This window comes from Geodermatophilus sp. SYSU D00700, from assembly GCF_054050255.1.
This window is the reverse complement of record NZ_JBJGZA010000025.1, coordinates 30,904-54,119: the sequence shown is the minus strand read 5'-3', so window position 1 is coordinate 54,119 and position 23,216 is coordinate 30,904. Positions and strand designations below refer to the sequence as shown.

Sequence of the window (23,216 nt, the reverse complement as noted above, 5' to 3'; positions counted from 1 at the left end):
CACACGGATCGCCTCGGCCGAGGGGTCTGCATGGCTACGCTGCGGGCATGACGTGGCTGGTCACCGGAGGTGCCGGATACATCGGCTCGCACATCACCCGGGCGATGCTGGATGCCGGCATGCAGGTCGTGGTCCTGGACGACCTCTCGACCGGCGATGCCTCCCGGCTCCCCGACGTGCCGTTCTTCGAGGGCTCCGTCCTCGACGGCGGCCTGGTCACGCGGATCCTGCGCCAGCGCGACGTCCGTGGCATCGTGCACGTCGCCGCCAAGAAGCAGGTCGAGGAGTCGGTGCGCCGTCCGCTCTTCTACTACCACCAGAACGTCGAGGGCCTGCGGGTGCTGCTGGAGGCCGCGACGGACGTGGGGGTCGGCGCCTTCGTGTTCTCGTCGAGTGCGGCCGTCTACGGGAGCCCGGACGTGGACCTGGTGCGGGAGGAGACGCCCTGCCAGCCGATCAACCCCTATGGGACGACGAAGCTGATCGGTGAGCGGATGGTGACCGACGTCGCCGCGGCGAGTGGCCTTCGGTTCGCGAACCTGCGCTACTTCAACGTGGCCGGCACAGCCGACCGAGCGCTGACCGACAGAGGCGTCTCCAACCTCGTACCCATGGTCTTCGAGCGGCTGACCCAGCGGGTCCCGCCCCGGATCTTCGGCGACGACTACGAGACGCCCGACGGAACGTGCATCAGGGACTTCGTGCACGTCGCTGACATCGCCTCCGCACACGTGGCTGCCGCTCGTGGCCTCGAGGAGGGCCGGGTGGGCGCGCTCACCGCCAACATCGGCCGGGGGGAGGGGGTCTCCGTTCGCGAGATGATCAGCCTGATCCGTTCGGTGACCGGCACGACCGAGGAGAGCTGGGCCGAGCCCCTGGTGGAGCCCCGCCGTCCGGGTGACCCGCCGCGGGTGGTCGCGTCGGCAGACACGATCGAGGACGCCCTCGGGTGGCGTGCACAGTGGGAGGTCGCTGACATGGTCAGGTCCGCGTGGGAGGGCTGGCTCCACCTGCGCGGTCGCGAGGGCGCGGCTCCGCTGGACCGCGTGTAGCGCTGCACCCGAGGCAGTACGCCGACACGGCTCGCAGACCGGTCCGTGTCACACCGGGATGGCGTCAGCCTGGGCACACTGGGGACTGCCGTCCACACCTCGGGAGTTCGATGCGATCCCCTGCCGCCGCTCGGATCCGCCGGGCCCTCCTCAGCGCGCTCCTCGGCCTGAGCCTGACCTCCTGCTCCGGGTCGCCGGAGTCCGGTGCCGGGCCCACCAGCAGCGCGGCGGCGCACAGCAGCACCGCACCCCGCAGCACCGCAGCGCCGACGTCGGCCGACCCGGTGGAGGCGCAGGTCGACGCCGCGCTCGCCGACCTCGACCGCCGCGCCGAGGTCGCCCAGCTCTTCGTCGTCGGCGTGGAGCTCGACGACCTCTCCCCTGGCGACGCGCTGGTGTCCGACGGAGTGGGCGGGCTCTTCCTCGCCGGCCGCTCGCAGGCACCGGCCGTCGATCTCGCTGCCGTCACCGGCCGCTGGGTGGAGTCGGCTCCCGGCCCCCGGCCGTGGATCGCCGTCGACCAGGAGGGCGGCGCGGTGCAGGCGCTGAAGGGCCCCGGCTTCGAGCGGCTGCCACCGGCCATCGACCAGGGGCGGCTGCCTCCCGAGGAGCTGGCCGCGCTGGCCGACCGCCTCGGCGCCTCGCTGGCGGCGGCCGGGGTCAACCTCGACCTCGCGCCGGTCGCCGATGTCGTCCCGGCCGGCACCGAGGCCGCCAACGACCCGATCGGCGCCTTCGGGCGGCAGTACGCCGCCACGGCCGCGGAGGCCGTCCCCGACGTGCAGGCCGTCGTCGACGGACTGGCTGCCCACGACGTCACCGCCACCGTCAAGCACTTCCCCGGCCTGGGCCTGGTCGACCGGAACACCGACGAGGCCGCCGGTGTCAGCGACCCCGTCACCACCGCCGACAGCGAACAGGTGGCGGCCTTCGGCGAGCTCGCCCGCGCCGAGGCCGACCCGTTCGTCATGGTGTCGTCGGCCACCTACCCGCAGTTGGACCCGAACGCGCCGGCCACCTTCTCGCGGCAGGTGATCACCACGCTGCTGCGCGGCTTCCTCGGCTTCGACGGCGTGGTCATCACCGACGACGTCGGCGCGGCCGCCGCCTTCCAGGACGTCCCACCGGGCGACCGGGCAGTCCGCTTCCTCGAGGCCGGCGGCACCCTCGTGCTCACCGTGACCGAGGACGTCTACCCGGAGATGGTCGACGCCGTCCTCGCCCGCGCGGAGGCCGATCCGACGTTCGCCACCATCGTCGACGCCGCCGTGCGCACGGCGCTCACCGCCAAGGCCCGGGCGGGACTTCTGGACTGACGCCCGACGGGTCGCGTGCAGCGTTCCGAGGCGGGCTCCCGTCGCCGGCCGGTCGCCTGTGCGTCCGCACCAGGACCACCAGCAGCGCCATCGCCACCGCCCACCCGGCGAGGACGAACACGTCCCCCAGGTGCAGGCCGTGATCCGGTACCACTCGCACCAGGATGGGGCCCTCGCTCACATACTCGCCGGTGAGGAGCAGGAAGGTGAAGCCGGACAGCACCACGCCCACGACGACGGCACAGGTCCAGCGAGACACCAGCAGCACGGTAGCCGCGTCACGCGGGGACGCCGCGCAGACCTACCCGGTCAGGTGATCCGAGCCGGGCCCCGGCATCGTGCGGCGATCGGGCCGGAGGTCACCACCTCGCCAGATCCGGCCCCTCGACGAGGGGACCGTCCTCCTCCTCGTCCGCGTCGGAGCCGTCGTCGCCACGCTCCCGGCGTTCCGCCGTCCGGATCATCCTGCCGAGGACGAGGCCCAGCGACAGTGCGAGGGCGGCCCACGCCAGGAGCGCCCATCCCCACCACGGCACGTGTCCCCCAGCCGTCGTCCCGGCCCCCGCGCTGCCCGTCGACGCTACCGGGGACACGATCAACAATCACGCTGCGTCCCCGGATGGTGACGTCAACCCGATCTGTTGCGCACGACGGACCCGTGGGATAGACAAACTCGTCGAGCGCGTCTCCAACCACCGGGCGGGCACCCCCGGACAGGCGGAGCAGGAAGGCGCAGTGGAGGACTCAGCAGGGCCGGATCCGCTCGGTGCGGACACGCGGCAGGCGCAGCGGCACGTCGACGAGATCGCGACGGCGCTGCGCGCCGAACTCGCCATGGAGGCCGCCGGCATCGGCACCTTCGACTGGGACCTCGTCAGCGGGGTGCTGGAGCGCGACCAGCGGCTGGCCGGGGTGTTCGGGGACGACGGCACCCGCACCGGACGCGCCGTCGACACCTTCACCGCCCGGGTCCACCCCGACGACCGGGACGACGTCGCCGCGGCCGTCCAGCGCGCCATCGACACCTGCGGTGGCTTCGACGCGCTCTACCGGGTCCGGCTCCCCGGCGGCAGCACCCGGTGGATCTCCGCCCGTGGCCGCGCGCTGGGCGACGCGACGGGCGTCGCCACCCGGCTGCTGGGCGCGGCCTCCGACGTCACCGACCAGCTCGGCGTGGCCCGTGTCCTCGAGGCGATGCCGGCCGGCTTCTACGCGCTGACCCCCGACTGGCGCTTCGCGCACGTCAACGCCGAGGCCGAGCGCATGCTCGGCCGCTCCCGGGACGAGCTGGTCGGCCAGGTGATCTGGGAGGCCTTCCCGGCGGCCCGCGGCTCGGCGTTCGAGCAGGCCTACCGCCGCGCGGCCGCCACCGGGGAGCCGGTGACCTTCGACGCCTACTACCCGGCACCGCTCGACGGCTGGTACGAGGTGCGCACCTGGCCGACGGCCGAGGGGCTGTCAGTCTACTTCCTCGAGGTCACCGAGCGGGTCCGGGCCCAGGAGGAGCTCCGCCGCGCCGCGGAGCGCGTGACGACGGTGGCCCGGGTCAGCACCGAGCTGGCCGGGTCCCTCGACGCCGAGGTCGCCACCGGGCAGGTGCCGCGGCTGGTGGTCCCGGTACTGGCCGACGCCTGCATCGTCAGCGTCCTCGACGAGCACGGGCACGGCCGGTCGGTGAGCACCTGGCACGCCGACGAGGAGCAGCGCGACCTGCTCGAGCGCTACGCCCGGTCACGGCTGTCCTCGCTGACCTCCCTCCCGGCGGTGACCCGCACCATCTCCCGGGGAGAGGTGCTGCACCTCCCCGGCCACGAGGCGGTGGCCACCACGCCCGCCGGCGAGCCCCGCGAGCTCCTGACCGCCCTGCGGCCCAGCGCCGCCCTGGCCCTCCCGCTGCGCGGCCGGGACCGCCCGCTGGGCCTGGTCTCCCTGCTCTACACCGGCGACCGGGTCCCGACCGACCAGGAGGTCGCGACGCTGCGCGACGTCGCCGACCGGCTGGGCATGGCGCTGGACAACGCGCGCCTCTACGGCACCCAGCGGCAGCTCGCCCTGGAGCTGCAGCGCTCCATGCTCACCGCGCCCCCGGAGCCCGACCACGCCGAGATCGTCGTCCGCTACCTCCCGGCCGCCGAGGCGGCCGCGGTCGGCGGCGACTGGTACGACGCCTTCCTCACCCCCGGCGGGGCGACGGTGCTGGTCATCGGCGACGTCGCCGGTCACGACACCGCGGCCGCCGCCACGATGGGGCAGCTGCGCAGCCTGCTGCGCGGCATCGCGATCGGCACCGGCGCCGGGCCGGCCGACGTCCTGTGCGGCCTCGACCGGTCCATGGCCCTGCTGCGGCTGCCGACGCTGGCCACCGCCGCCGTCGCGCGGCTGGAGCAGACCCCCGAGGAGGTCGGCGACGGGACCACCCGGCTGCGCTGGTCCAACGCCGGGCACCCGCCGCCGGTGGTGCTCGGCCCCGACGGCGCGGTCACCGTCCTCGCCGGGGACCGCGCGGACATGCTCCTCGGGGTCGACCCCGCCCGCGGACGGCGGGAGTCGGTGGTCCGCCTCGACCGGGGCGCCACGGTCCTGCTCTACACCGACGGCCTGGTCGAGCGGCGCGACGAGGACCTCGACGCCGGTCAGGCCCGGCTCGTCGAGACGCTGGCCGGGCTGTCCGACCGCCCGCTGCCGGAGCTGTGCGACCTGCTCGTCGAGCGCATGGTCGACGGCCGGCCCGACGACGACGTCGCCCTGGTCGCGGTCCGGCTGCACCCGCAGGACCGGCCGCGCCCGGCGGGGTCGGCCCGGTGATCGTCGTGACCGCCGCGGGCGGCCCCACCGGCACCGCGGTCGTGCGCGCCCTGCGCGACCGGGGGGAACGAGTGCGCGCCGTCGTCGCCACGCCCGGCCCCCGGCCGGAGCTCGACGCGCTCGGCGCGGAGGTCGTGGTCGGGGACCTGGCCGGTGACGTCTCCCCCGCGCTGGCCGGCGCCGATGCGCTGTACCTGGTGTGGCCGAACTTCGACCCGCGCGAGCAGGACGCCGCCCCGGCGGTGCTGCGCGCCGCCGCCCGCGCCGGGGTCGGCCGGCTGGTGTACCACTCGGTGCTGCGCCCGCAGGCGCGGTCGATGCCGCACCACGCCGCCAAGGACCGGGTCGAGGAGGCGCTCGACGGCGCCGTCGCGGGCACCGGTGCGCGCTGGCGGGTGCTGCAGCCGTGCGCCTACGCCGACAACCTCGACGCCGCCGTCACCGCCGCCGCGCGCTCGGGGCAGCTGCGCAGCCCGTGGGGACTGGAGCGGGCGCAGTCGTTCGTCGACCTGCGCGACGTCGCCGAGGCCGCCGCCGTGCTGCTCACCGAGGACGGCCTCGACAGCGGCACGTTCGAGACGGCCGGCCCCGAGGAGCTCACCGCGCCCGACGTCGCCGCGCTGCTCACCACGCACCTGGGGCGCGAGGTGACCGCCGTCGACGCCGACCCGCCGGACGACGACGGCAGCTACGCGCGGCGCTGCCTGCGGGCGATGTTCGTCGAGTACCGGGCGCACGGGTTCACCGGCAGCCCGCGGGTGCTCGCCGCGCTGTTGGGCCGCCCGCCGCGGACCTTCGCCGACCACCTCCGCGCGTAGTCGAGCTCTGCACACACGTGTGTGCAGAGCTCGAGCGTCAGCGGGAGACGGTTGAGGCGTGTCCGTTCTGCGCCGCCCGGGCGGCGATCCGCTCGCGCTGCGGGACGACGGTGTACTTCGGGTCCTTCGCACTCGCCATGCCGGCCTCGAAGACGCCGAAGCGGGTGAGCAGCGACCCGGTCGCCAGCAGCAGCCCGGAGACGACCGCGCCGGGCCGCGAGCGCCCGGCGACGACGGTCAGCCCCGCCCCAGCGGCGGTGCAGGCCTTGGCCGCCCGCAGCAGCGTCCCGGCCCGCCCGGTGTGGAAGGGCTCGCTGACGACGCCGTGGCCGTTCTCCACCCGGTGCACCACGGCGAGCTCGATGGCCGCCCCGGTCACGGCCATCTTCCGCGACGGGCCGGCCTCGGCCACGGGGGTGAACACCATCGTGACGCCGCCGCCCGCGGCCATCGCCGACCCGCCGAACACGAACGGCAGTTCCCGGTGCGGCGCGTGCCACGACGGCACCGCGGTGTTGGCCAGCAGCACCCCGGTGTAGGTGGCCAGCGGCCCGCCGAAGAGCGCGGCCACCGCGCCACCGAACCGCTTGAGCCGGGGGAACCAGCCGAGCAGCTCCACCGCGGCCGTGGCCCCGGCCGCCGCGCTGAACGGCGCCAGGATGTAGGAGCCGATCGACAGCGGCGAGGTCGGCTTGATGACCCGCAGCATGTGCAGGAACCGCTCGGGCCGCCCGAGGTCGTGGACGAGGAAGACCACCGACAGGATCGACCCGCCGCCGGCGGTCAGCCGGGAGACCCGGGTCAGCGCCGGCCGGCCGCTCAGGTCGGCGAGCGCGCCGAGGATGGCAGACGAGCCCGCGGCGCCCCCGAGGAAGAGGTACAGCGGCACGTCGGGGCTCTTCCACACCGGCGGCTTGATGATGGGGCGGCCGTAGTAGGAGGTGAACTCGGCCTCCTCCACCATCGGGACCTCGCCGCCGCGCCCCTTCCGGCCGCCTCGGCGACCGCCCTTGCGCCGGCCGGTGCCGTACGCGCGCACACCGTCTCCGGCGACGTCGGACCCGCCGGCCCGCCGCCACCCGGCGCCCGGCGTCGTGAGGCCCTCGGTCACGCCGGTCACCGCCGCCGCGAGCCGAGGACGGCCGACAGTGCGACCCCGACCATCATCGCCGCGGCCGCGGCCGCCGACCGCCACATCGCGGGCAGGTCGCGGGTGGTCACGACCGGGTCCGGCGGCAGGCCGTAGACCTCGGGCTCGTCGAGGAGGAGGAAGAACGCGCCGTTGCCGCCGACGCCGTCGTCCTCGTCCCGCCCGTAGAGCCGGGCGGACTCCACGCCCTGCCGCTTGAGCGTCTCCAGCCGGGCGTCGGCGCGGGCCTGCAGCTCGTCGAGGTTGCCGAACTGGATCGACTGCGTCGGGCAGGCGGTCGCGCAGGCCGGCTGCAGGCCGTCGGTCAGCCGGTCGTAGCACATCGTGCACTTGAAGACCCGGCCGTCGCCCTTGCGCTGGTTGATCACCCCGTACGGGCAGGAGGGCACGCAGTAGCCGCAGCCGTTGCAGATGTCGCCCTGCACGACGACCGTGCCGAACTCGGTGCGGAACAGCGCACCGGTCGGACAGACGTCGAGGCAGCCGGCGTGCGTGCAGTGCTTGCAGACGTCCGACGCCATCAGCCAGCGGACCTCCCGGTCGCCGGACTGCGAGGTCTGCGGGTCGTACTCGCTCAGGGCCTCGGCGTTGAGCACGCTGGTCTGGGCGGTGACCACGCTGTCGCCGGGCTCGGCCTCGTCCGGCGCGTCGACGATCCCGTCGCGGCGGCCGGCCGCGGCGGCCGGGGGCGGCCCGACGGTCGGCATCGGCAGGTCGACGGTGCGCACCTGCTCGATGAAGGCCACGTGCCGCCAGGTGTTGGCGCCGAGCTGGCCGGTGTTGTCGTAGGACATGCCGGACAGGCCGAGGGTGTCGCGGACGCCGTAGGAGTCGTCCATCGGCAGCGTGTTCCACTCCTTGCACGCCACCTCGCAGGCCTTGCAGCCGATGCACACCGAGGTGTCGGTGAAGAAGCCGACCCGCGCCGGGTGGTCGGTGTCGTACCCCGCCTCGCCCTGCACGTCGGGCAGCGGCCCGAACAGCCGGTTCTGCGGGTCCTTGCCCGTGAAGGCCGGGCTCGCCGAGCTCACCGTCGTCATCAGGTCCCCTCCACGGCCACGCGGCCGCCGACCGGCATCCGGCCCGAGGCGATGCCCGCCCGGCTCCGGTACTCCTCGAGGAGCTCGGTGAGCTCCGGTCCCCGCGGCCGCCGACCGGGACGGATGTCCACCGTCGAGGCCTTGCTCTCCTGGATGTGGGTGTTGGGGTCCATCACCACCGGGAGCAGGTCGTTGGCCGAGTCGCCGGTGGAGATGCCGACCTCGCCCCAGTGGTAGGGCGCGCCGATCTGGTGCACCACCTTGCCGCCGCGGGTGCGCAGCGGGCGGATCCGCTCGGTGACCAGCACCCGGGCCTCGATGGCCGCCCGCGGGCTGATGACCGTGGCCCAGCCGCCGTTCTCCAGCCCCCGCTCGGCGGCCAGCTCCGGCGACACCTCGACGAAGAACTCCGGCTGCAGCTCCGACAGGTAGGGCAGCGTGCGACTCATGGCGCCGGCCGTGTGGTGCTCGGTGAGCCGGTAGGTGGTCACCGAGTACGGGAACACGTCGCCCGTCGAGGGGGCCTCCCGGTTGTACGGAGCCTGGATGTGCTCCGTCGTCGGGTTGCCCTGCACCGGGTAGAGGACGTTCTCCACCGGGGACTCCGCCGGCTCGTAGTGCGTCGGCAGCGGCCCGTCGACGACGCCCTTCGGCGCGAACAGCCACGCCTTGCCGTCGCTCTGCATGACGAACGGGTCCTGACCCGACAGCGCCGCCTGCGCCTTGGCCCCCGGCGGGGGCACGTAGTCCGGCGGCTTGGTGGCCTCGAAGTCGACGGCGTCGCCGGTGCTCGTCCAGCGGCCGGCCTCGGCGTCCCACCACACGTACTTCTTGCGCTCGCTCCACGGCTTGCCGTCGGGGTCGGCGGAGGCGCGGTTGTAGAGGACGCGGCGGTTGTAGGGCCAGGACCAGCCCCACTCCGAGGCCACCTGGCCCTGCTCGCGGCCAGGCCGCTTGCGCGCCGCCTGGTTGACCTCGTCGGCGTAGACGCCGGAGTAGATCCAGCAGCCCGACGTCGTCGACCCGTCGTCCTCCAGCTCCAGGTAGCCCGACAGCGCCCGGCCGTCGGGGCCCACGCCGTTGATCTCGCGCAGCACGGCGTCGGCGCTGGGGTCCTGGGTCCCCCCGTGCAGCGGGTAGTCCCAGGTCAGGTCCAGCAGCGGCCGGTCACGGGGGTCGGTGGAGTCCTTCAGCCGCTCCCGCAGGATCCGGCCGAGGTGGTAGTAGAACCACAGGTCGCTGCGGCAGTCACCCGGCGGCTCGATCGCCTTGAACCGCCACTGCAGCATCCGCTGGGTCTGGGTGAAGGTGCCGTCCTTCTCCACGTGCGAGGCCGCGGGCATGAAGAAGACCTCGGTCGGGATCTCCTCGGTGACCAGCTCGCCGGTCTCGATCTCGGGCGCGGTCTGCCAGAAGCTCGCCGACTCGATCATCTGCAGGTCGCGGACGACGAGCCACTCGAGGTTGGCCAGCCCGAACCGCTGCATCCGGCCGTTGGCGTGCCCGACCGTGGGGTTCTCCCCGGCGAGGAAGTAGCCGGCGACCTTGCCCTCGACCATGTCGGCCACGGTCCGGTAGCTGCTGTGGTCGCCGGTGATCTTGGGGACGTGGTCGAAGCAGAAGTCGTTCTCCGGCTGCGCCGCGTCGCCCCACCAGGCCTTGAGCAGGCTGACCATGTAGGCGCGCTTGTTGCCCCAGAAGCCGCCGGTGCCGGCCGCGTCGGCGCAGTAGTCGTCGAGCGACTGGTGCTGGACGGCGTGCGGCATCGGCAGGTAGCCGGGCAGCAGGTTGTACAGCGTCGGGATGTCGGTGGACCCCTGGATGCTCGCGTGCCCGCGCAGCGCCAGGATCCCGCCGCCCGGGCGCCCCATGTTGCCCAGCAGCGCCTGCAGGATCGACGCCGTCCGGATGTACTGCGCGCCCACCGTGTGCTGGGTCCAGCCCACGGAGTAGACGAAGGCCGTCGTCCGCTCCCGGCCGCTGTTGGCGGTGATCCACTCGGCGACCTTCAGGAAGGCCTCCGGCTCGACGCCGCAGACCTCGGCGACCATCTCCGGCGTGTACCGGGCGAAGTGCCGCTTGAGGACCTGGAAGACGCAGCGCGGGTGCTGCAGGGTCTCGTCCCGCTTGGCCCGGCCGCGCAGCGGCGGGCCGCCGGACCCGGCGGCCTGGGCCTGGTCGGCCTCCTTGACCGACTCCTGCTGGGACAGCCGCTCCTGCTCGGCCGCGCCGGCGGGGTCGTCCTCGGCGACGCCGTCGCCGGGGGACTCCTCGTACTCGTACTGCCAACTCGCCTGGTCGTACTGCTTCGCGTCGGGGTCCCACCCGGAGAACAGGCCGTCGAGGTCCTCGGTGTCCTGGAAGTCCTCGCGGATGATCGACGCCGCGTTGGTGTAGGCGACGACGTAGTCGCGGAAGAACAGGTCGTTGCTCAGCACGTGGTTGACCAGCGCGCCGAGGAAGACGATGTCGCTGCCGGCGCGCAGCGGCACGTGCAGGTCCGCGATCGCGCTGGTGCGGGTGAAGCGCGGGTCGACGTGGATGACCTTCGCGCCGCGGGCCTTGGCCTCGGTCACCCACTGGAAGGCGACCGGGTGGCACTCGGCCATGTTCGAACCCTCGATGACGATGCAGTCGGAGTTCACCAGGTCCTGCTGGGGGTTCGTGGCACCGCCACGACCGAACGAGGCACCCAGACCGGGCACCGTGGCGGAGTGCTATATGCGGGCCTGGTTCTCGATCTGGATCGCGCCCAGGGCGCTGTAGAGCTTCTTCATGAGGTAGTTCTCCTCGTTGTCGAGGGCTGCCCCTCCGAGGCTCGCTATCCCCATGGTGCGGTTGACCCGCTTGCCGTCGCACTCGTCCTGCCAGTACTCCCGGCGGGCGGCGAGGACGCGGTCGGCGATCATCTCCATCGCCGTGTCGAGGTCGAGGTCCTCCCACTCCGTCCCGTACGGACGGCGGTAGCGGACCTTCGTGACCCGGGTCGGGCTGGTGACCAGCGACTTGCTGGCGCTGCCCTTCGGGCACAGCCGGCCGCGGTTGACCGGCGAGTCGGGGTCGCCCTCGATCTGGACGACCTGCTCGTCCTTGACGTACACCCGCTGCGCGCAGCCCACCGAGCAGTACGGGCAGACGCTCTGGACGACGCGGTCGGCGGTGGCCGTGCGGCTCACCACGCTCTCCGTCGCCCTGCTCCGCGCGGACAGGCCGCGGCCGAGCGGATCGGGGCCGGTCAGCTGCCGGAACACCGGCCAGGCGTCGAGCCAGGTCTTCACGGCGTCGACTGTGCCACCACGCGCCGGATCCGGCGCGTTCTACGGACCGGCCGGTGCCGGACGGGATCGTCCGCTCCTCCGTGCACTTCCGCGGAAGTGCACGGAGGAGGCGTGCCCTCCGGGGTCGGGACACCCGCCGGCGAGGTGCTCGCGGGCCAGCCGGCGCGGCGCCTTGGCCAGCCACGCCTCGGTGACCAGCTCGGCGAGCTCGCCGACGTCGATGGCGTCGAGCCGGACGAGGACCGCCGCGTAGCCGTCGAAGTGCGGCGTCGTCAGGTAGACGGCGGGGTCGTCGGCGACCAGCGCCTGCTTGACGCCCTCGTCGGCGACCGCGGCCCCGAGCACCGGGCCCACGGGTGCGGTGTCGCCGAGGTGCTCGAGGTCGGCGCGGCGCAGCGGCCGCTCCCACACGAACGTCCGGTCGCGGACCTTCCAGGCCGGCGAGCCCCACGCGGTGCCCTCGGAGGTGCCGGGCAGCGCGAGGGCCAGGCGCCGCACGTCCGCCCAGGTGGCCACGGCAGGAGTCCCGGACCGACCCGCAGTCCTCACGGTCAGAGGACGGTCACCGACTTGGCGAGGTTGCGCGGCTTGTCCGCGTCCCGCCCGAGGACGACCGCGATGCAGCGAGCGAGGTGCTGGAGGGCGAGGACCGCCTCCAGGGGACCCCAGACGGGGGCCGGGCCGGACGGCAGCACCGGGAAGGTGTCCGTGCCGCCACTGCCGATCCGGATGATCCGGGCCCCGCGGGACGCGAGCTCGGCGGCCGCACCCGCCAGCCGGTCGACGTCCCCGCTCTCGATCAGGAGCACGGGGGTGCCTTCCTCGATCAGCGCGATGGGGCCGTGCTTGAACTCGCCGGCCGGCAGCGCCTCGGCGTTGCGGTAGGTGATCTCCTTGAGCTTCAGCGCTCCCTCGGCGGCGTAGGGGAGACCGGCGCCCCGGGAAACGAAGAAGAACGACCGCGCGTCCGCAAGTTCCTCGGCGAGGGCCGTCGCCACGGGGAAGGCAGTGCTATGTGCGGCTGCCAGCCGTCCGGGGAGCTGTCCGAGCCGCAGCCCCAGCCGGGCGACCTGCGCCTGGGGCATCGCCCGGGTGGCCGCGGCGTGGGAGAGCGCCAACGCCACACCTGCGACCACCTGGGAGGTGAAGGTCTTGGTCGCCGCGACGCCGATCTCGGGACCCGAGCAGGTCTCGAGGACCGCGGTGCTGCGGCGAGCCAGCGTGGAGCCGGGCCGATTGGTGATGGCCAGGACCGGGCCCCGGACGCCCTCGAGGGCGTGCAGAACGTCGGTGGTCTCTCCGGACTGGGAGATCGCCACGTGTAGGGTCCGCGGATCGGGCCGGGTCACCACCTCGTCGAACTCCGACGCGATGACGATCTCGGTAGGACAGCCCGACAGCGCACCGAAGGTGCGAGCCGTCACCTGGGCCGCGTGGAGCGAGGACCCGCAGGCGACGAAGCGGAGCAGGCCGGGAGCGGGCAGGCCCAGGTCGTGCCACAGGGCGCCGTCGGCGACACCGGGCAGCACTCGCTCGAGCAGGTGGGACACCACCGACGGTTGCTCCGCGATCTCCTTCTCCATGAAGTCGTCGTAGGCGCCGCGCTCGACGTCCTCGGCGGTCCACTCGAGACGGACCGACGGGCGGGCGGGCTGCACCCGCGCCTCCGCGTCCAGCCAGGTGACCTCCTCGCCCAGGACGACGACGTCGCCGTCACACAGGACGCTCACCGACGAGACCGTTCCGACCAGCGCGGTCGCATCGCTTGCGGCGACGTGGCCCTCGGTACCGGAGCCGACGACGAGCGGGGACCGATGGGAGGCCAGCACCACCTCGTCCGACCGGCCGGCGACCACCGCGAGCGCCCACGTCCCCCGCAGGGACCGGACGGCGGCAACCACGGCCTCCGGCAACGCCCCGCTGTCCGCCATGCCCTCCTCGACCAGGTGCGCCACGACCTCGCTGTCGACACCGGAGGAGAACACGTGACCACGGGCCTCGAGTTCCTCTCGCAGGCCCTGGGCGTTGTCGATGATGCCGTTGTGCACCACTGCCACTGCGCCGGTGCAGTCGGTGTGCGGATGGGCGTTCACCTCGGAGACGCCGCCGTGCGTCGCCCAGCGGGTGTGCCCGATGCCGGTCCCCAGGTCCGACGGTGGGCGCTCGGTCTGGAGCAGCCGCCCCAGGGTCGCCACCCGGCCGACCGTCCGGATGACCCGGATGTCGTCCTGACCGATGCCGGTCAGTGCGACGCCGGCTGAGTCGTAGCCGCGGTACTCGAGCCGTCGGAGACCGTCCGCCAGGTAGGCGGACGCGCTCCGGGGGCGACGACAGGCGACGATCCCGCACATGGTGGACCTCCGTCGATGCTGGCGGATCCGCGGACCGGCCAGCGACCCGCGGGATGGGAAGAGAGGCACGGCGCCTCCAGGGGACGCCGTCGACCACGTCGTGGAGGCACTCAGGCAGAGTTGCCGGAGGGCAGGACGGGGACACCGACCGCGGCCGGGACGCGGGAGCACTGCCTGACGGCACTACCCGGGCCGGGTGGTCGGGAGCACGGCGTGGCCCCTCGGCGAACGGTGCGCCCCTCTGCGCCCCCGCTCACGTCTGGAGTGTCGTTCGTCGTGGACCGGTCCGAGGTCTGGGGGTCCGCGCGGCGGGAAAGCTAGCAGCCCGGACCCTGCTGCGTAAGGGGCGTCGCCATGCCCCTTGCACCACATCCGTCGGGCCGTCTGAGTGACTCCAGGGGTACGGAGAGGCATGGAGCACGTTCCCGTGGCGCGAGTCGCCGGGGGCGTGCCCGGAGGTCTGGTCCCACGTGGCGTGGCTACGCGACAGTACGCGCCATGCGGGGAGAAGAGTTGGCGAACAGGCAGGACCGGACCAGCCGGCACGAGGGGCTGCGCCGTACCGAGAACCTGCTCCGGGCACTCGAGGAGGGGGTCCCTCCGATGCAGCGGATGCTGGACGAGGTCCGGAGAGAGGTCACCCGGCTGCTGGAGCAGGAGGCGGATGCCGCTCGCGACGAGGAGGTCGCCGCTCTGCGACGGGAGGTGGCACAGCTGCGGGAGGCCCTGGCGTCACGTGCGGTGATCGAACGGGCCAAGGGTTTCCTCATGCACGAGCGTGGCATCGACGAGGGACAGGCCTACGACCGCCTCAACGACCTGGCGCAGCGTCACCGCCGCAAGGTGCGGGACGTCGCCGCGGAGATCACCGCTCAACCGGTGGGGCAGCAGGTGGCCAGCGCCGCTGCCAGGACGAACGGGGTGGTGGTCACACCCAGCTGAGCGCCACGGGCCGTGCAGCGACCCCGCCCCGTATGGGAGTCAGGTGGGCGGGACACCGCGGGCGACGATCCGTCGACACCCCGGTGTGGGGAGCGCCATCCCGCAGGCGGCCAGCCGCTCGCGGAGCCGGGCGGCCTCCTGCCGGCGCTGCTCGGCGCGGCGCCGCAGCACGGCCACCTGCCGGGGGTCGGTGGTCCGCTGGGCGCGCAGCTCCAGGACCGCGGCGGTCTCCAGGTGCAGCGCCATGCGGCGCAGCTCGCCGGACGTGTCCGCCGTCGTCGTCGGTACCCCAGGGCCGTGCCCCGATGAGGTCATGGCGATCATGGTGGAACGCATCCGTCCCGGCCGCACCCGGAACGGCGCGCCGCGATCGGGACCGTCCGGTTCCGGCGGGGTGAAAACGCTGCGGTTCCGTCGCCGCCTGGGTCGATACTTGGCCCGTGGGCGACCCGGTGCTGCACTACCTCGGTCACTCGACGGTCCGCGTGGACCTGGCCGGCAGCACGGTGCTCACCGATCCGCTGCTCACCCGCGCCGTCGGCCCGCTGCGGCGGGTGGCCGCACCGCCGCCCGGGTCGGCCTGGTCCGGGGTGGACCTCGTGCTGGTCAGCCACCTGCACGCCGACCACCTGCACCTGCCGTCGCTGCGGCTGCTCGGCGAGGGGGTCCGCGTCGTGGTGCCGCGGGGCGCCGGCGCGTGGCTGCGGTCGCGGGGCCTGCGGTGGGTCGACGAGCTGGCCCCGGGCGAGTCCCTGACCCACGACGGGCTGCGGGTCACCGCCGTCCCCGCGCGGCACAGCGGCCACCGCTGGGGCCCGCGGCTGACGCACGGGCCCGACACGCGGGCGGTCGGTCACCTCGTCGAGGGCGACGGGCAGACCGTCTACGCCCTCGGCGACACCGACCTGTTCCCGGGCATGGCGGACGTCGGCGGGCGCGGCGTCGACGTCGCGCTGGTGCCGGTGTGGGGCTGGGGCCCGACCCTCGGCCCCGGCCACCTCGATCCGCACCGGGCCGCCGAGGCGGTGGCCCGGGTGCGCCCGCGGGTCGCCGTCCCCGTGCACTGGGGGACCCTGGCCGTCCCCGGCGCGACGACGCTGCCCGGGTTGTCCCGCCGCTACCGGCGGCTGCTGGTCGAGCCGCCGCGCCGGTTCGCCGCCGCGGTCGCCGCCCGTGGCCTGGAGACCACGGTCGCGCTCACCGAACCGGGGCACCCGGTCGTCCTGCCCACCGCCGCGGAGACGCCGTGAGCGCCGCCGGGACGGTCGCGGCGAGCTGGACCGACGGCTCGTCCCTGGGCTACCCCGTCGTCTTCGGCGGCGTCCTGCTCGGCTCGGTCGTGCCGGTCGTCCCCACCGGGGCCGTCGTCGGCGCCGCGGCCGCGCTCGCCGTCAGCACCGGGCAGCTGGACATCGCGCTGGTGCTCCTGCTGGCCACGCTCGGCGCCTGGACCGGCGACGTCGCCACCTTCGCGGTGTGCCGCTGGGGCGGGCCTGCCGCGGTGCGGTGGGTGGCGCGCGGCCAGCACGCCGACCGCATCGAGGAGGTGCGCGGGCAGTTCCGCCGGCACGGCTGGCAGATCATCGTCGTCGGGCGGCTGCTGCCGGCCGGGCGCATCCCGGTCCTGCTCGCCGCCGGGGCGCTGATGTACCCGTGGCGGCGGCTGCTGCCGGCGTCGCTGCTGGCCGCGACGCTGTGGGCGGTCGCCTACGCGCTCATCGGCGTGGCCAGCGGCGGTGTCTTCGACAACCCGCTGCTCGCCACGCTGGTGGCCACGCTGCTCGTGCTGCTGGTGGGCGCCGTGCTCAACGTCGCCCAGTCGCGCCGGCGCAGGCACACGGCCGACGGGCCCGGCGCCCCGGCCGGCGACGGTCCCGCCGGGGACGAGGCCCCCGCCTCCGCCACCCCCTGCGGCCCCGCACCGTGAGCCGCGCGGCCGCCCGCGGCCCGGGCGCCGGCGGACGCATGCTCGGCCGCGGCCGGGCGCCGGCCCGCGTGCTGCTGACCTGGCTGCTCACCACCCTCGCCCTCGTCGCCCTCGACCGCTGGCTCGAGGGCTTCGAGATGCGCAGCTGGTGGCAGCCGCCGCTGGCCGCGCTGCTGCTCGGCGTGCTCGCCGGGGTGGTCTGGCCGCTGGTCATGCGGGTGGCGCTGCCGCTGGCGCTGTTCACCCTGGGGCTGGGCAGCTTCCTGCTGCTGGGCGCGGCGGTGCTGGCGGTCTCCTTCGCCATCCCCGGGGTCCGGGTGGCCGACCTGCGCACCGCCGTGCTCGTCGTCATGGCGATGGCCGCGGTGACGGCGGTGGTCAACAGCGCGCTGGCGATCGACGAGGACGAGCTCTTCTTCCGCCGCGCCCGCCGCCGCGCCGCCGGGGCCGGGGCCGCCGCCCCGCTCCCGCCCGGTGTGCTGTTCCTGCAGATCGACGGCCTGGGCGTCGACACCGTCCGCCGCGCCGTCCGCGACGGGTCGATGCCCACCCTGGCCGCCTGGCTGCGCTCGGGCAGCCACGCCCTGACCGGCTGGCACACCGACTGGAGCTCGCAGACCGGCGCCGCGGTCTGCGGCATCCTGCACGGCTCCAACCACGACATCGTCGGCTTCCGGTACTACGAGAAGGACCGCGACCACGTCGTCCAGGTGTCGCACCCGGCCGACGCCGCGGAGGTGGAGCGGCAGCACTCCGACGGCCGCGGGCTGTTGGCCGGCGGTGGCGCCAGCCGCGGCAACCTGTTCAGCGGCGACGCGCCGTACGTGAGCCTGACCATGAGCTCGCTGCCGCTGGTCACCACACGACGGGCCGGACGGCGCCGGGAGCGGGTGGGCGCGGGCTACTACGCCTACTTCGCCAACCCGGTCAACGCCGTCCGCACGCTGGGCGTCTCGCTCGTCGACGTCTACCGGGAGCTCGCCGCCGCGGCCCGGCAGCGGCGCGCCGACGTCCGCCCGCGGGTGAGCCGGGGAGGCGTCTACCCGCTGGCCCGGCCGGGCACGACGGTCATCGCCCGCGACATCGTGGTGGCGGCGATCCTGGAGGACGTGCTGGCCGGGCGGCCGGTGGTGTACGCCGACTTCCTGGGCTACGACGAGGTCGCCCACCACAGCGGCGTCGAGCGCTTCGACACCCTGGAGGTGCTGCGCAGCATCGACCAGCAGATCGGCCGGCTGGCCCGCGCCGGCCAGCTCGCGCCCCGCGACTACCACCTGGTGCTGCTGTCCGACCACGGCCAGACCCAGGGCGAGGCCTTTGCGCAGCGGTTCGGGGAGACCATCGAGGCGTTCGTCGGCCGGCACTGCGGCGGGTCCCCCGCGCCAGGGCACCGCGGGACCGAGCCGCGGGACAGCCGCCGCGCCGCCGAGGGCTGGCAGGTCGCCTCCGCGCTCGCCGAGGCGGCGTCGGGACCGGGGTTCATCGCCCGGCGGCTGCGCGACCGGGTGGAGAGCGCCGGGGCCACCGAGCACCGGCACCGGACACCGTCGGGCCGGCCGGGGCAGGTCGCGCGGGTGGCACCCGGCGTGGTGGTCGTCGTCTCCGGCCACACCGCGGGGATCTCCTTGGCCGACCTGCCCGGCCGGGTGCCGCTGGAGGAGATCGAGCGGCACTGGCCGGACCTGCTGCCCGCGCTGGTCGACCACGCCGGCGTCGGGTTCCTGCTGGTGCACTCCACCGAGCACGGGCCGGTCGTGCTCGGCCGCGACGGCCTGCACCGGCTCGACACCGGCGTGGTGATCGGCGAGGACCCCCTGCTGCCCTACGGCGGGCACGCGCCGGCGCTGGTGGCGCGGGTCTCGGGGTTCCCGCACTGCCCCGACGTGGTGGTCAACAGCCGCTACGACCCCGACACCGACGAGGCCTCGCCGTTCGAGCCGCACGTGGGCTCGCACGGGGGGCTCGGCGGCCCGCAGCAGCACGGGTTCCTCGCCCACCCGCGGCGGCTGTCGGCCCCCGGCGAGATCGTCGGCGCCGAGCACCTGCACCGCGTGCTGCGCGGCTGGCTCACCGAGCTGGGCCACCCCGAGCCCGACGGCGCCGGTGCGCCCGTCGGCCCGCTGAGCCCCACGGCGCTGCGCGAGGGCGACCGCAGCCGCACCTGAGCCACCGGCCGCCGAACGCCGGGCGACGGGTGCGTGAACACGCGCGCCCCCCGTGGCGACCGCGCCGGGGGCTCCACGACAGTGGGCCGATGCGACCCGACGCCCGTGCCTGGTTCTCCGGCCGCACCTCCACCGTCCGCTCCCTCGCCGACGTCGACGCCGGTGGGCTGCTGCTGGCCAAGCGCCGCGGCGGGCACCGGGTCAGCGTGGTGCTGCCCGCACGCGACGAGGAGGCCACCGTCGGCGGGCTGGTCACCGACCTGGTCGACCGCTGGGTGCGGGCGCTGCCCCTGGTCGACGAGGTGCTCGTCGTCGACTCCGACTCCACCGACCGCACGGCGCAGGTGGCCCGCGCGGCCGGCGCCGAGGTCGTGGCCGCCGCCGACGTCCTGCCCGCCCACGGCGCCCGGCCGGGCAAGGGCGAGGCGCTGTGGAAGTCGCTGGCGGCCACCAGCGGCGACCTGCTCGTCTTCCTCGACGCCGACCTGCTCGGCGACGTGTCGCACTACGTGCCCGGGCTGCTGACCCCTCTGCTGACCGACCCCCAGGTCGGCTACGTCAAGGGCTGCTACACGCGGCCGCTGGAGCTCGACGGCCGCTCGACGCCCGCCGGCGGGGGCCGGGTCACCGAGCTCACCGCCCGGCCGCTGCTCAACGCGCTGTGGCCGGAGCTGGCCGGCGTGGTGCAGCCGCTGGGCGGGGAGTACGCCGGCCGCCGGGAGCTGCTCGAGCAGGTGCCCTTCGTCTCCGGCTACGGCGTGGAGGTCGGCCTGCTGGTCGACCTGCTCGGGCTGGTGGGCCTGGGCGGGCTCGCGCAGGTGGACCTGGGGGTGCGCCGGCACACCTCGCAGGACCAGGAGGCGCTGGGCCGGATGGCCGGGCAGGTCGTGTCGGCGGTGCTGTCCCGCACCGCGACCGGGTCCGCGGGCGCCGGCGGGCTGCTCACCCAGTTCCGCAGCGAGGGCGCCGGCTTCGTGCCGGTGAGCACGCCGGTAACGGTCGACGAGCGGCCGCCGATGGTCACCGTGCCCGAGTACGGGGCCGGCCGCGCCGGGGTGGTCTGAGACCCCGCCCGGGTCGGCCGGTGACCCGCGGCGCTCCCACCTGCGGGGACCGCCCCGACCGGCGGACGGCGACCTGGGGTGCCCCCGGGCGGGGTCTACGGCATCCTGTCGCGACGGGGGTCCCGTGCCGGCGAGGGAACCGGCACCCGACCGTGGGGAGAACGCCCATGCGGCCTGAGGTCCACCGCTGGCTGCGCCGGCGCACGTACACCGCGTCCAGCTGGACCGCGGCCGAGCTGGCCGACGCCAAGCGGGAACAGGGCACCACCGTCAGCGTCGTCCTCCCCGCACTGGACGAGGAGCCCACCGTCGGGGCGATCGTCGGCGCCATCCGCGAGGCGCTCGTCCGGGACGCGCCGCTGGTCGACGAGGTGGTCGTCGTCGACAGCGGATCGGCCGACCGCACCGCCGCCGTCGCCGCGGCCGCCGGGGCCCGGGTCGTCGACACCACCACGGTGCTGGCCGCCCACGGCCGGGTCCCGGGCAAGGGCGAGGCGCTGTGGAAGGGACTGCACGCCACCGACGGGGACCTGGTCGTCTTCGTCGACGCCGACCTGGTCGGCTTCGACCCGCAGTTCGTCGTCGGCCTGCTCGGCCCGCTGCTCACCGACCCGGCCATCGGGTACGTCAAGGCGCTCTACGACCGGCCGCTGTCCACCACCGAGGGCATCGTCCCCTCCGGCGGCGGACGGGTCACCGAGCTGCTCGCCCGGCCACTGCTCAACGCCTGGTGGCCGGAGCTCTCCGGCTTCGTCCAGCCGCTGTCCGGGGAGTACGCCGGGCGCCGCGGGCTGCTCGAGCGGGTGCCGTTCGTCTCCGGCTACGGCGTCGAGTTCGGCCTGCTGGTCGACCTCGCGGGGCTGGCCGGGGTCGACGCGCTGGCCCAGGTGGACCTCGGCACCCGTCACCACGGCCACCAGTCCGACGCGGCGCTGGGCCGCATGGCCGGGCAGATCCTGCAGACCGCGATGGCCCGCCGGCCCGGCGCCGGGAGCCCGGCCTCGGAGCTGCTGCAGTTCCTGCGCACTGCGGACGGCGTCGAGGCGGTGAGCTGGGACGTCGCGGTCACCGAGCGGCCACCGATGCGCACCGTACGCGCGGCCGCCGGCGGGCACGGGGGACGCCGGCCGTGAGGGTGCTGATGGACGCCGGCCCGTGGCTGCCGGTGCCGCCCGAGGGCTACGGCGGGCTGGAGAACGTCGTCGCCACGCTCACCACGGAGCTGCGCGCCCGCGGGCACACCGTGGTCCTCGCGGCGTCGGGTGACTCCCCGCTGCCCGTCGACGAGCTGGTCAGCGCGTTCCCCACCGGGCGGTTCGACCGGCTGGGCTCGCCCTACGCGCAGGTGGTCGGCACCGCACACGCCCACGCGCTGGTCGTGGCCGAGGCCCTCATGAGCGCCGCCGAGCCCTTCGACGTGGTGCACACCCACCTGGAGGTGGTGGGCCCGGCGCTGCTCGGCGCGCTCGGAGCGGCCGTGCCGCCGGTGCTGCACACGCTGCACTGGGACGTGCGCCGCAATGCCGACTTCTACGAGCGCTTCGACGGCCGCGGCCGGGTCTTCTTCGCCGGCGTGTCCGACAGCCAGGTGGCCCGCGGACCCGAGCGGATGCGCCGCCAGACGCTGGGCGCGGTGCCGCTGTCGGTGCCGGTGGACGGGCCGCCGCCGCTGCCCCGCGACCAGCGGGACGACGCCGTCCTCGTCCTGGCCCGCATCTGCGAGCTCAAGGGCACCGACACCGCGCTGCGGGCCGGCGCCGCCGCGGGCGTCCCGGTGGTCCTCGCCGGGCCGGTGGGCCCCTTCGCCGACCGGGCCGCCCTCGACGCCGCGCTGGCCACCCCCGGGCACCCCGGGGCGGGCCATCCCGACGTCGTGTGGTTCCGCGAGCACGTCGACCCCCTGCTCGACGGCGACCGCGCCCGCTGGGTGGGCAGCGTGGCCGGCGCGGAGAAGGCCGGCCTGCTCCGGCGCGCGCGGGCGCTGCTGTCGCCGGTGCGCTGGGACGAGCCGGGCGCGACGGCGGTGTGCGAGGCGCTGGCCGCCGGCACGCCGGTGGTCGCCACGGCCCGCGGCTGCCTGCCCGCCCTCGTCGACGACGGCCGCACCGGCTTCCTCGCCGACGACGAGGCGGGTCTGGCCGCGGCCCTGCGCCGGGTGGGCACCCTCGACCCGGAGGTCTGCGCCGCCGAGGGCCGCCGCCGCTTCGCCCCCGCGGTGATGGCCGCGACCTACGAGCGGCTCTACGCCGAGGTGGTGCGGCGCGCCGCTCAGGCGTCGAGCCGCACCCGCGACCCGGTCCTGGCCGACTCGGCGACCGCCACGGCCACCCGGTGGGTGCGCAGCGCCTCGGCGTAGTCGACCAGGCCCTCGGCCCGGGTGCCGGAGACCAGCAGGTCCACGAAGGCCCGGTCGACGGCGGTGCGGGCGTCCACCGACGGCTCGCGGTGCTCGGCGCCCTCCGCCGTCGTCACGGTCAGCGACGTCTCGGTGAGCTCCACCGCCACGCCGGCGCAGGACAGCTCGAGCCCGGCGTGGGTCTTCGCCGGCTGGGCGCACGCGGCGGTCAGCGTGCCCACGGCGCCGGAGGCGAAGCGCAGCAGCGCCGCGGTGGCGTCGTCGACGTCCCGCGACGGGTCCGACGAGGGCGCCGTCACCGCCTCGACCTCGGTCACCTCGCCGGCGAGCACGCGGGCCAGGTCGAGCACGTGGGTGGCCTGCTCGACCACCTGCCCGCCCGACCGGTCGGCCCGCCGCCACCACGCCGGCGGCGGCACCTTGTCCAGCCAGGTCACCGACACCAGCCGCGGCGGGTGCGCCGCACAGAGCGCGCGGGCCGCGGCGACGGTGTCCAGGTGCCGCCAGTGGTAGCCGGTCGCCGTCGGTACGCCGGCCGCGGCGACGGCGGCGGCCACCTCCTCGGCGACGGCGAGCCCGGCACCCAGCGGCTTCTCCACGAACAGCGGCAGCCCGGCGCGGACCACCGCGAGCTCGAGCTCCCCGTGCGCGAAGGGCGGCACGCACAGCCAGACCGCGTCCGCGCCGGATCGCAGCAGCTCGTCGATGCCGAGGGCGGGCACGTCCAGCTCCGCGGCGAGCGCGGCCCCCGCGGACGGGACCGCGTCGGCCACCCCCACCAGCTCCACGCCGTCGAGTCCCGCCAGCGTGCGCCCGTGCCGCGCCCCCACCCCACCGGCCCCGACCAGGCCCGCCTTCAGCGTCATGCCGCGGAACTGCCCCGGTCCGGGCCCGGGGAACCACGGCCCCGTCTCCGGCTGATCTCGTTCCGCATCCCACGCTCGTGCGCCAC

General features: G+C 75.1%; 18 protein-coding genes and 1 pseudogene. 11 read left to right on the top strand and 8 right to left on the bottom strand.

From position 1 onward, the window contains the following. Positions 1-47: 47 nt before the first annotated feature. Entirely contained in the window at positions 48-1,052 is a 1,005-nt protein-coding gene (galE, locus tag ACI79V_RS17025) for a UDP-glucose 4-epimerase GalE (RefSeq protein ID WP_456891047.1), read from the top strand. 110 nt (positions 1,053-1,162) lie between these two features. After that, on the top strand, positions 1,163-2,368 hold the full coding sequence (locus tag ACI79V_RS17020) for a glycoside hydrolase family 3 N-terminal domain-containing protein (protein WP_456891045.1): 1,206 nt from the start codon (positions 1,163-1,165) through the stop codon (positions 2,366-2,368). Here the strand turns inward: ACI79V_RS17020 and ACI79V_RS17015 are convergent. After that, positions 2,334-2,627 carry a hypothetical protein gene (locus ACI79V_RS17015; protein WP_456891043.1) on the bottom strand — a complete coding sequence of 98 codons (294 nt, stop codon included), beginning with the start codon at positions 2,625-2,627 and terminating at the stop codon, positions 2,334-2,336. The two genes, ACI79V_RS17020 and ACI79V_RS17015, sit on opposite strands and share 35 nt — an antisense overlap. Positions 2,628-3,103: 476 nt before the next feature. Between ACI79V_RS17015 and ACI79V_RS17010 the strand changes: the two genes are divergently transcribed. Together ACI79V_RS17010 and ACI79V_RS17005 are read left to right on the top strand one after the other, a co-directional pair. After that, positions 3,104-5,173: a SpoIIE family protein phosphatase gene (locus tag ACI79V_RS17010; protein ID WP_456891041.1), complete on the top strand. Its 2,070-nt coding sequence runs from the start codon at positions 3,104-3,106 to the stop codon at positions 5,171-5,173. Next, positions 5,170-5,991: an SDR family oxidoreductase gene (locus ACI79V_RS17005; RefSeq protein WP_456891038.1), complete on the top strand. Its 822-nt coding sequence runs from the start codon at positions 5,170-5,172 to the stop codon at positions 5,989-5,991. The genes ACI79V_RS17010 and ACI79V_RS17005 overlap by 4 nt, the downstream gene beginning before the upstream one ends. 37 nt (positions 5,992-6,028) lie before the next feature. Here the strand turns inward: ACI79V_RS17005 and nrfD are convergent, their stop codons facing one another. The 5 genes and pseudogenes from nrfD to glmS all read right to left on the bottom strand — a co-directional run bounded on the left by nrfD (position 6,029) and on the right by glmS (position 13,810). After that, positions 6,029-7,102: an NrfD/PsrC family molybdoenzyme membrane anchor subunit gene (nrfD, locus tag ACI79V_RS17000; RefSeq protein WP_456891034.1), complete on the bottom strand. Its 1,074-nt coding sequence runs from the start codon at positions 7,100-7,102 to the stop codon at positions 6,029-6,031. 5 nt (positions 7,103-7,107) lie between these two features. After that, complete coding sequence (locus tag ACI79V_RS16995; RefSeq protein WP_456891031.1) at positions 7,108-8,181, bottom strand: 4Fe-4S dicluster domain-containing protein; 1,074 nt, start codon at positions 8,179-8,181, stop codon at positions 7,108-7,110. Continuing rightward, positions 8,181-11,459, bottom strand: a pseudogene (gene fdh / locus ACI79V_RS16990) (formate dehydrogenase). Before fdh ends, ACI79V_RS16995 begins: the two are co-directional and overlap by 1 nt. Positions 11,460-11,498: 39 nt before the next feature. Beyond that, entirely contained in the window at positions 11,499-11,975 is a 477-nt protein-coding gene (locus ACI79V_RS16985) for an MmcQ/YjbR family DNA-binding protein (RefSeq protein WP_456891029.1), read from the bottom strand. A 35-nt stretch (positions 11,976-12,010) separates the two neighbouring features. Next, positions 12,011-13,810, bottom strand: a complete 1,800-nt coding sequence (gene glmS / locus ACI79V_RS16980; RefSeq protein WP_456891027.1) for a glutamine--fructose-6-phosphate transaminase (isomerizing) — start codon at positions 13,808-13,810, stop codon at positions 12,011-12,013. Between the two features lie 603 nt (positions 13,811-14,413). Here glmS and ACI79V_RS16975 point away from each other — a divergent pair. Beyond that, positions 14,414-14,752 (top strand): ANTAR domain-containing response regulator, encoded by a 339-nt coding sequence (locus tag ACI79V_RS16975; RefSeq protein WP_456891025.1) that lies wholly within the window; start codon positions 14,414-14,416, stop codon positions 14,750-14,752. A gap of 39 nt (positions 14,753-14,791) precedes the next feature. On the opposite strand, the gene ACI79V_RS16970 is transcribed toward ACI79V_RS16975, so the two are convergent. Then, positions 14,792-15,067, bottom strand: coding sequence for a hypothetical protein (locus ACI79V_RS16970; RefSeq protein ID WP_456891023.1), 276 nt, complete (start codon positions 15,065-15,067; stop codon positions 14,792-14,794). A 125-nt stretch (positions 15,068-15,192) separates the two neighbouring features. Here ACI79V_RS16970 and ACI79V_RS16965 point away from each other — a divergent pair, with 125 nt between their 5' ends. From ACI79V_RS16965 to ACI79V_RS16940, 6 genes are all read left to right on the top strand, one after another. Continuing rightward, entirely contained in the window at positions 15,193-16,002 is an 810-nt protein-coding gene (locus ACI79V_RS16965) for an MBL fold metallo-hydrolase (protein WP_456891021.1), read from the top strand. Continuing rightward, positions 15,999-16,679 carry a DedA family protein gene (locus ACI79V_RS16960; RefSeq protein ID WP_456891019.1) on the top strand — a complete coding sequence of 227 codons (681 nt, stop codon included), beginning with the start codon at positions 15,999-16,001 and terminating at the stop codon, positions 16,677-16,679. Before ACI79V_RS16965 ends, ACI79V_RS16960 begins: the two co-directional genes overlap by 4 nt. Next, complete coding sequence (locus ACI79V_RS16955) at positions 16,676-18,844, top strand: phage holin family protein (protein ID WP_456891017.1); 2,169 nt, start codon at positions 16,676-16,678, stop codon at positions 18,842-18,844. Before ACI79V_RS16960 ends, ACI79V_RS16955 begins: the two co-directional genes overlap by 4 nt. Positions 18,845-18,933: 89 nt before the next feature. After that, positions 18,934-19,908: a glucosyl-3-phosphoglycerate synthase gene (locus tag ACI79V_RS16950; RefSeq protein ID WP_456891015.1), complete on the top strand. Its 975-nt coding sequence runs from the start codon at positions 18,934-18,936 to the stop codon at positions 19,906-19,908. Between the two features lie 167 nt (positions 19,909-20,075). Further along, complete coding sequence (locus tag ACI79V_RS16945; RefSeq protein WP_456891013.1) at positions 20,076-21,041, top strand: glucosyl-3-phosphoglycerate synthase; 966 nt, start codon at positions 20,076-20,078, stop codon at positions 21,039-21,041. Further along, positions 21,038-22,264 carry a glycosyltransferase gene (locus ACI79V_RS16940; RefSeq protein WP_456891011.1) on the top strand — a complete coding sequence of 409 codons (1,227 nt, stop codon included), beginning with the start codon at positions 21,038-21,040 and terminating at the stop codon, positions 22,262-22,264. Before ACI79V_RS16945 ends, ACI79V_RS16940 begins: the two co-directional genes overlap by 4 nt. Here ACI79V_RS16940 and ACI79V_RS16935 read toward each other — a convergent pair. Next, a complete protein-coding gene (locus ACI79V_RS16935) occupies positions 22,177-23,130 on the bottom strand; it encodes a Gfo/Idh/MocA family protein (protein ID WP_456891009.1) in 954 nt (317 codons plus the stop codon). The genes ACI79V_RS16940 and ACI79V_RS16935 overlap by 88 nt on opposite strands. Positions 23,131-23,216 lie beyond the last annotated feature (86 nt).

Bases quoted from the DNA above. Each gene is read 5' to 3' on its own strand.
- galE (WP_456891047.1), top strand. From the start codon at position 48: ATGACGTGGCTGGTCACCGGAGGTGCCGGATACATCGGCTCGCACATC.
- ACI79V_RS17020 (WP_456891045.1), top strand. From the start codon at position 1,163: ATGCGATCCCCTGCCGCCGCTCGGATCCGCCGGGCCCTCCTCAGCGCG.
- ACI79V_RS16995 (WP_456891031.1), bottom strand. From the start codon at position 8,181: ATGACGACGGTGAGCTCGGCGAGCCCGGCCTTCACGGGCAAGGACCCG.
- glmS (WP_456891027.1), bottom strand. From the start codon at position 13,810: ATGTGCGGGATCGTCGCCTGTCGTCGCCCCCGGAGCGCGTCCGCCTAC.
- ACI79V_RS16975 (WP_456891025.1), top strand. From the start codon at position 14,414: ATGCAGCGGATGCTGGACGAGGTCCGGAGAGAGGTCACCCGGCTGCTG.
- ACI79V_RS16970 (WP_456891023.1), bottom strand. From the start codon at position 15,067: ATGACCTCATCGGGGCACGGCCCTGGGGTACCGACGACGACGGCGGAC.
- ACI79V_RS16950 (WP_456891015.1), top strand. From the start codon at position 18,934: ATGCGACCCGACGCCCGTGCCTGGTTCTCCGGCCGCACCTCCACCGTC.
- ACI79V_RS16945 (WP_456891013.1), top strand. From the start codon at position 20,076: ATGCGGCCTGAGGTCCACCGCTGGCTGCGCCGGCGCACGTACACCGCG.
- ACI79V_RS16935 (WP_456891009.1), bottom strand. From the start codon at position 23,130: ATGACGCTGAAGGCGGGCCTGGTCGGGGCCGGTGGGGTGGGGGCGCGG.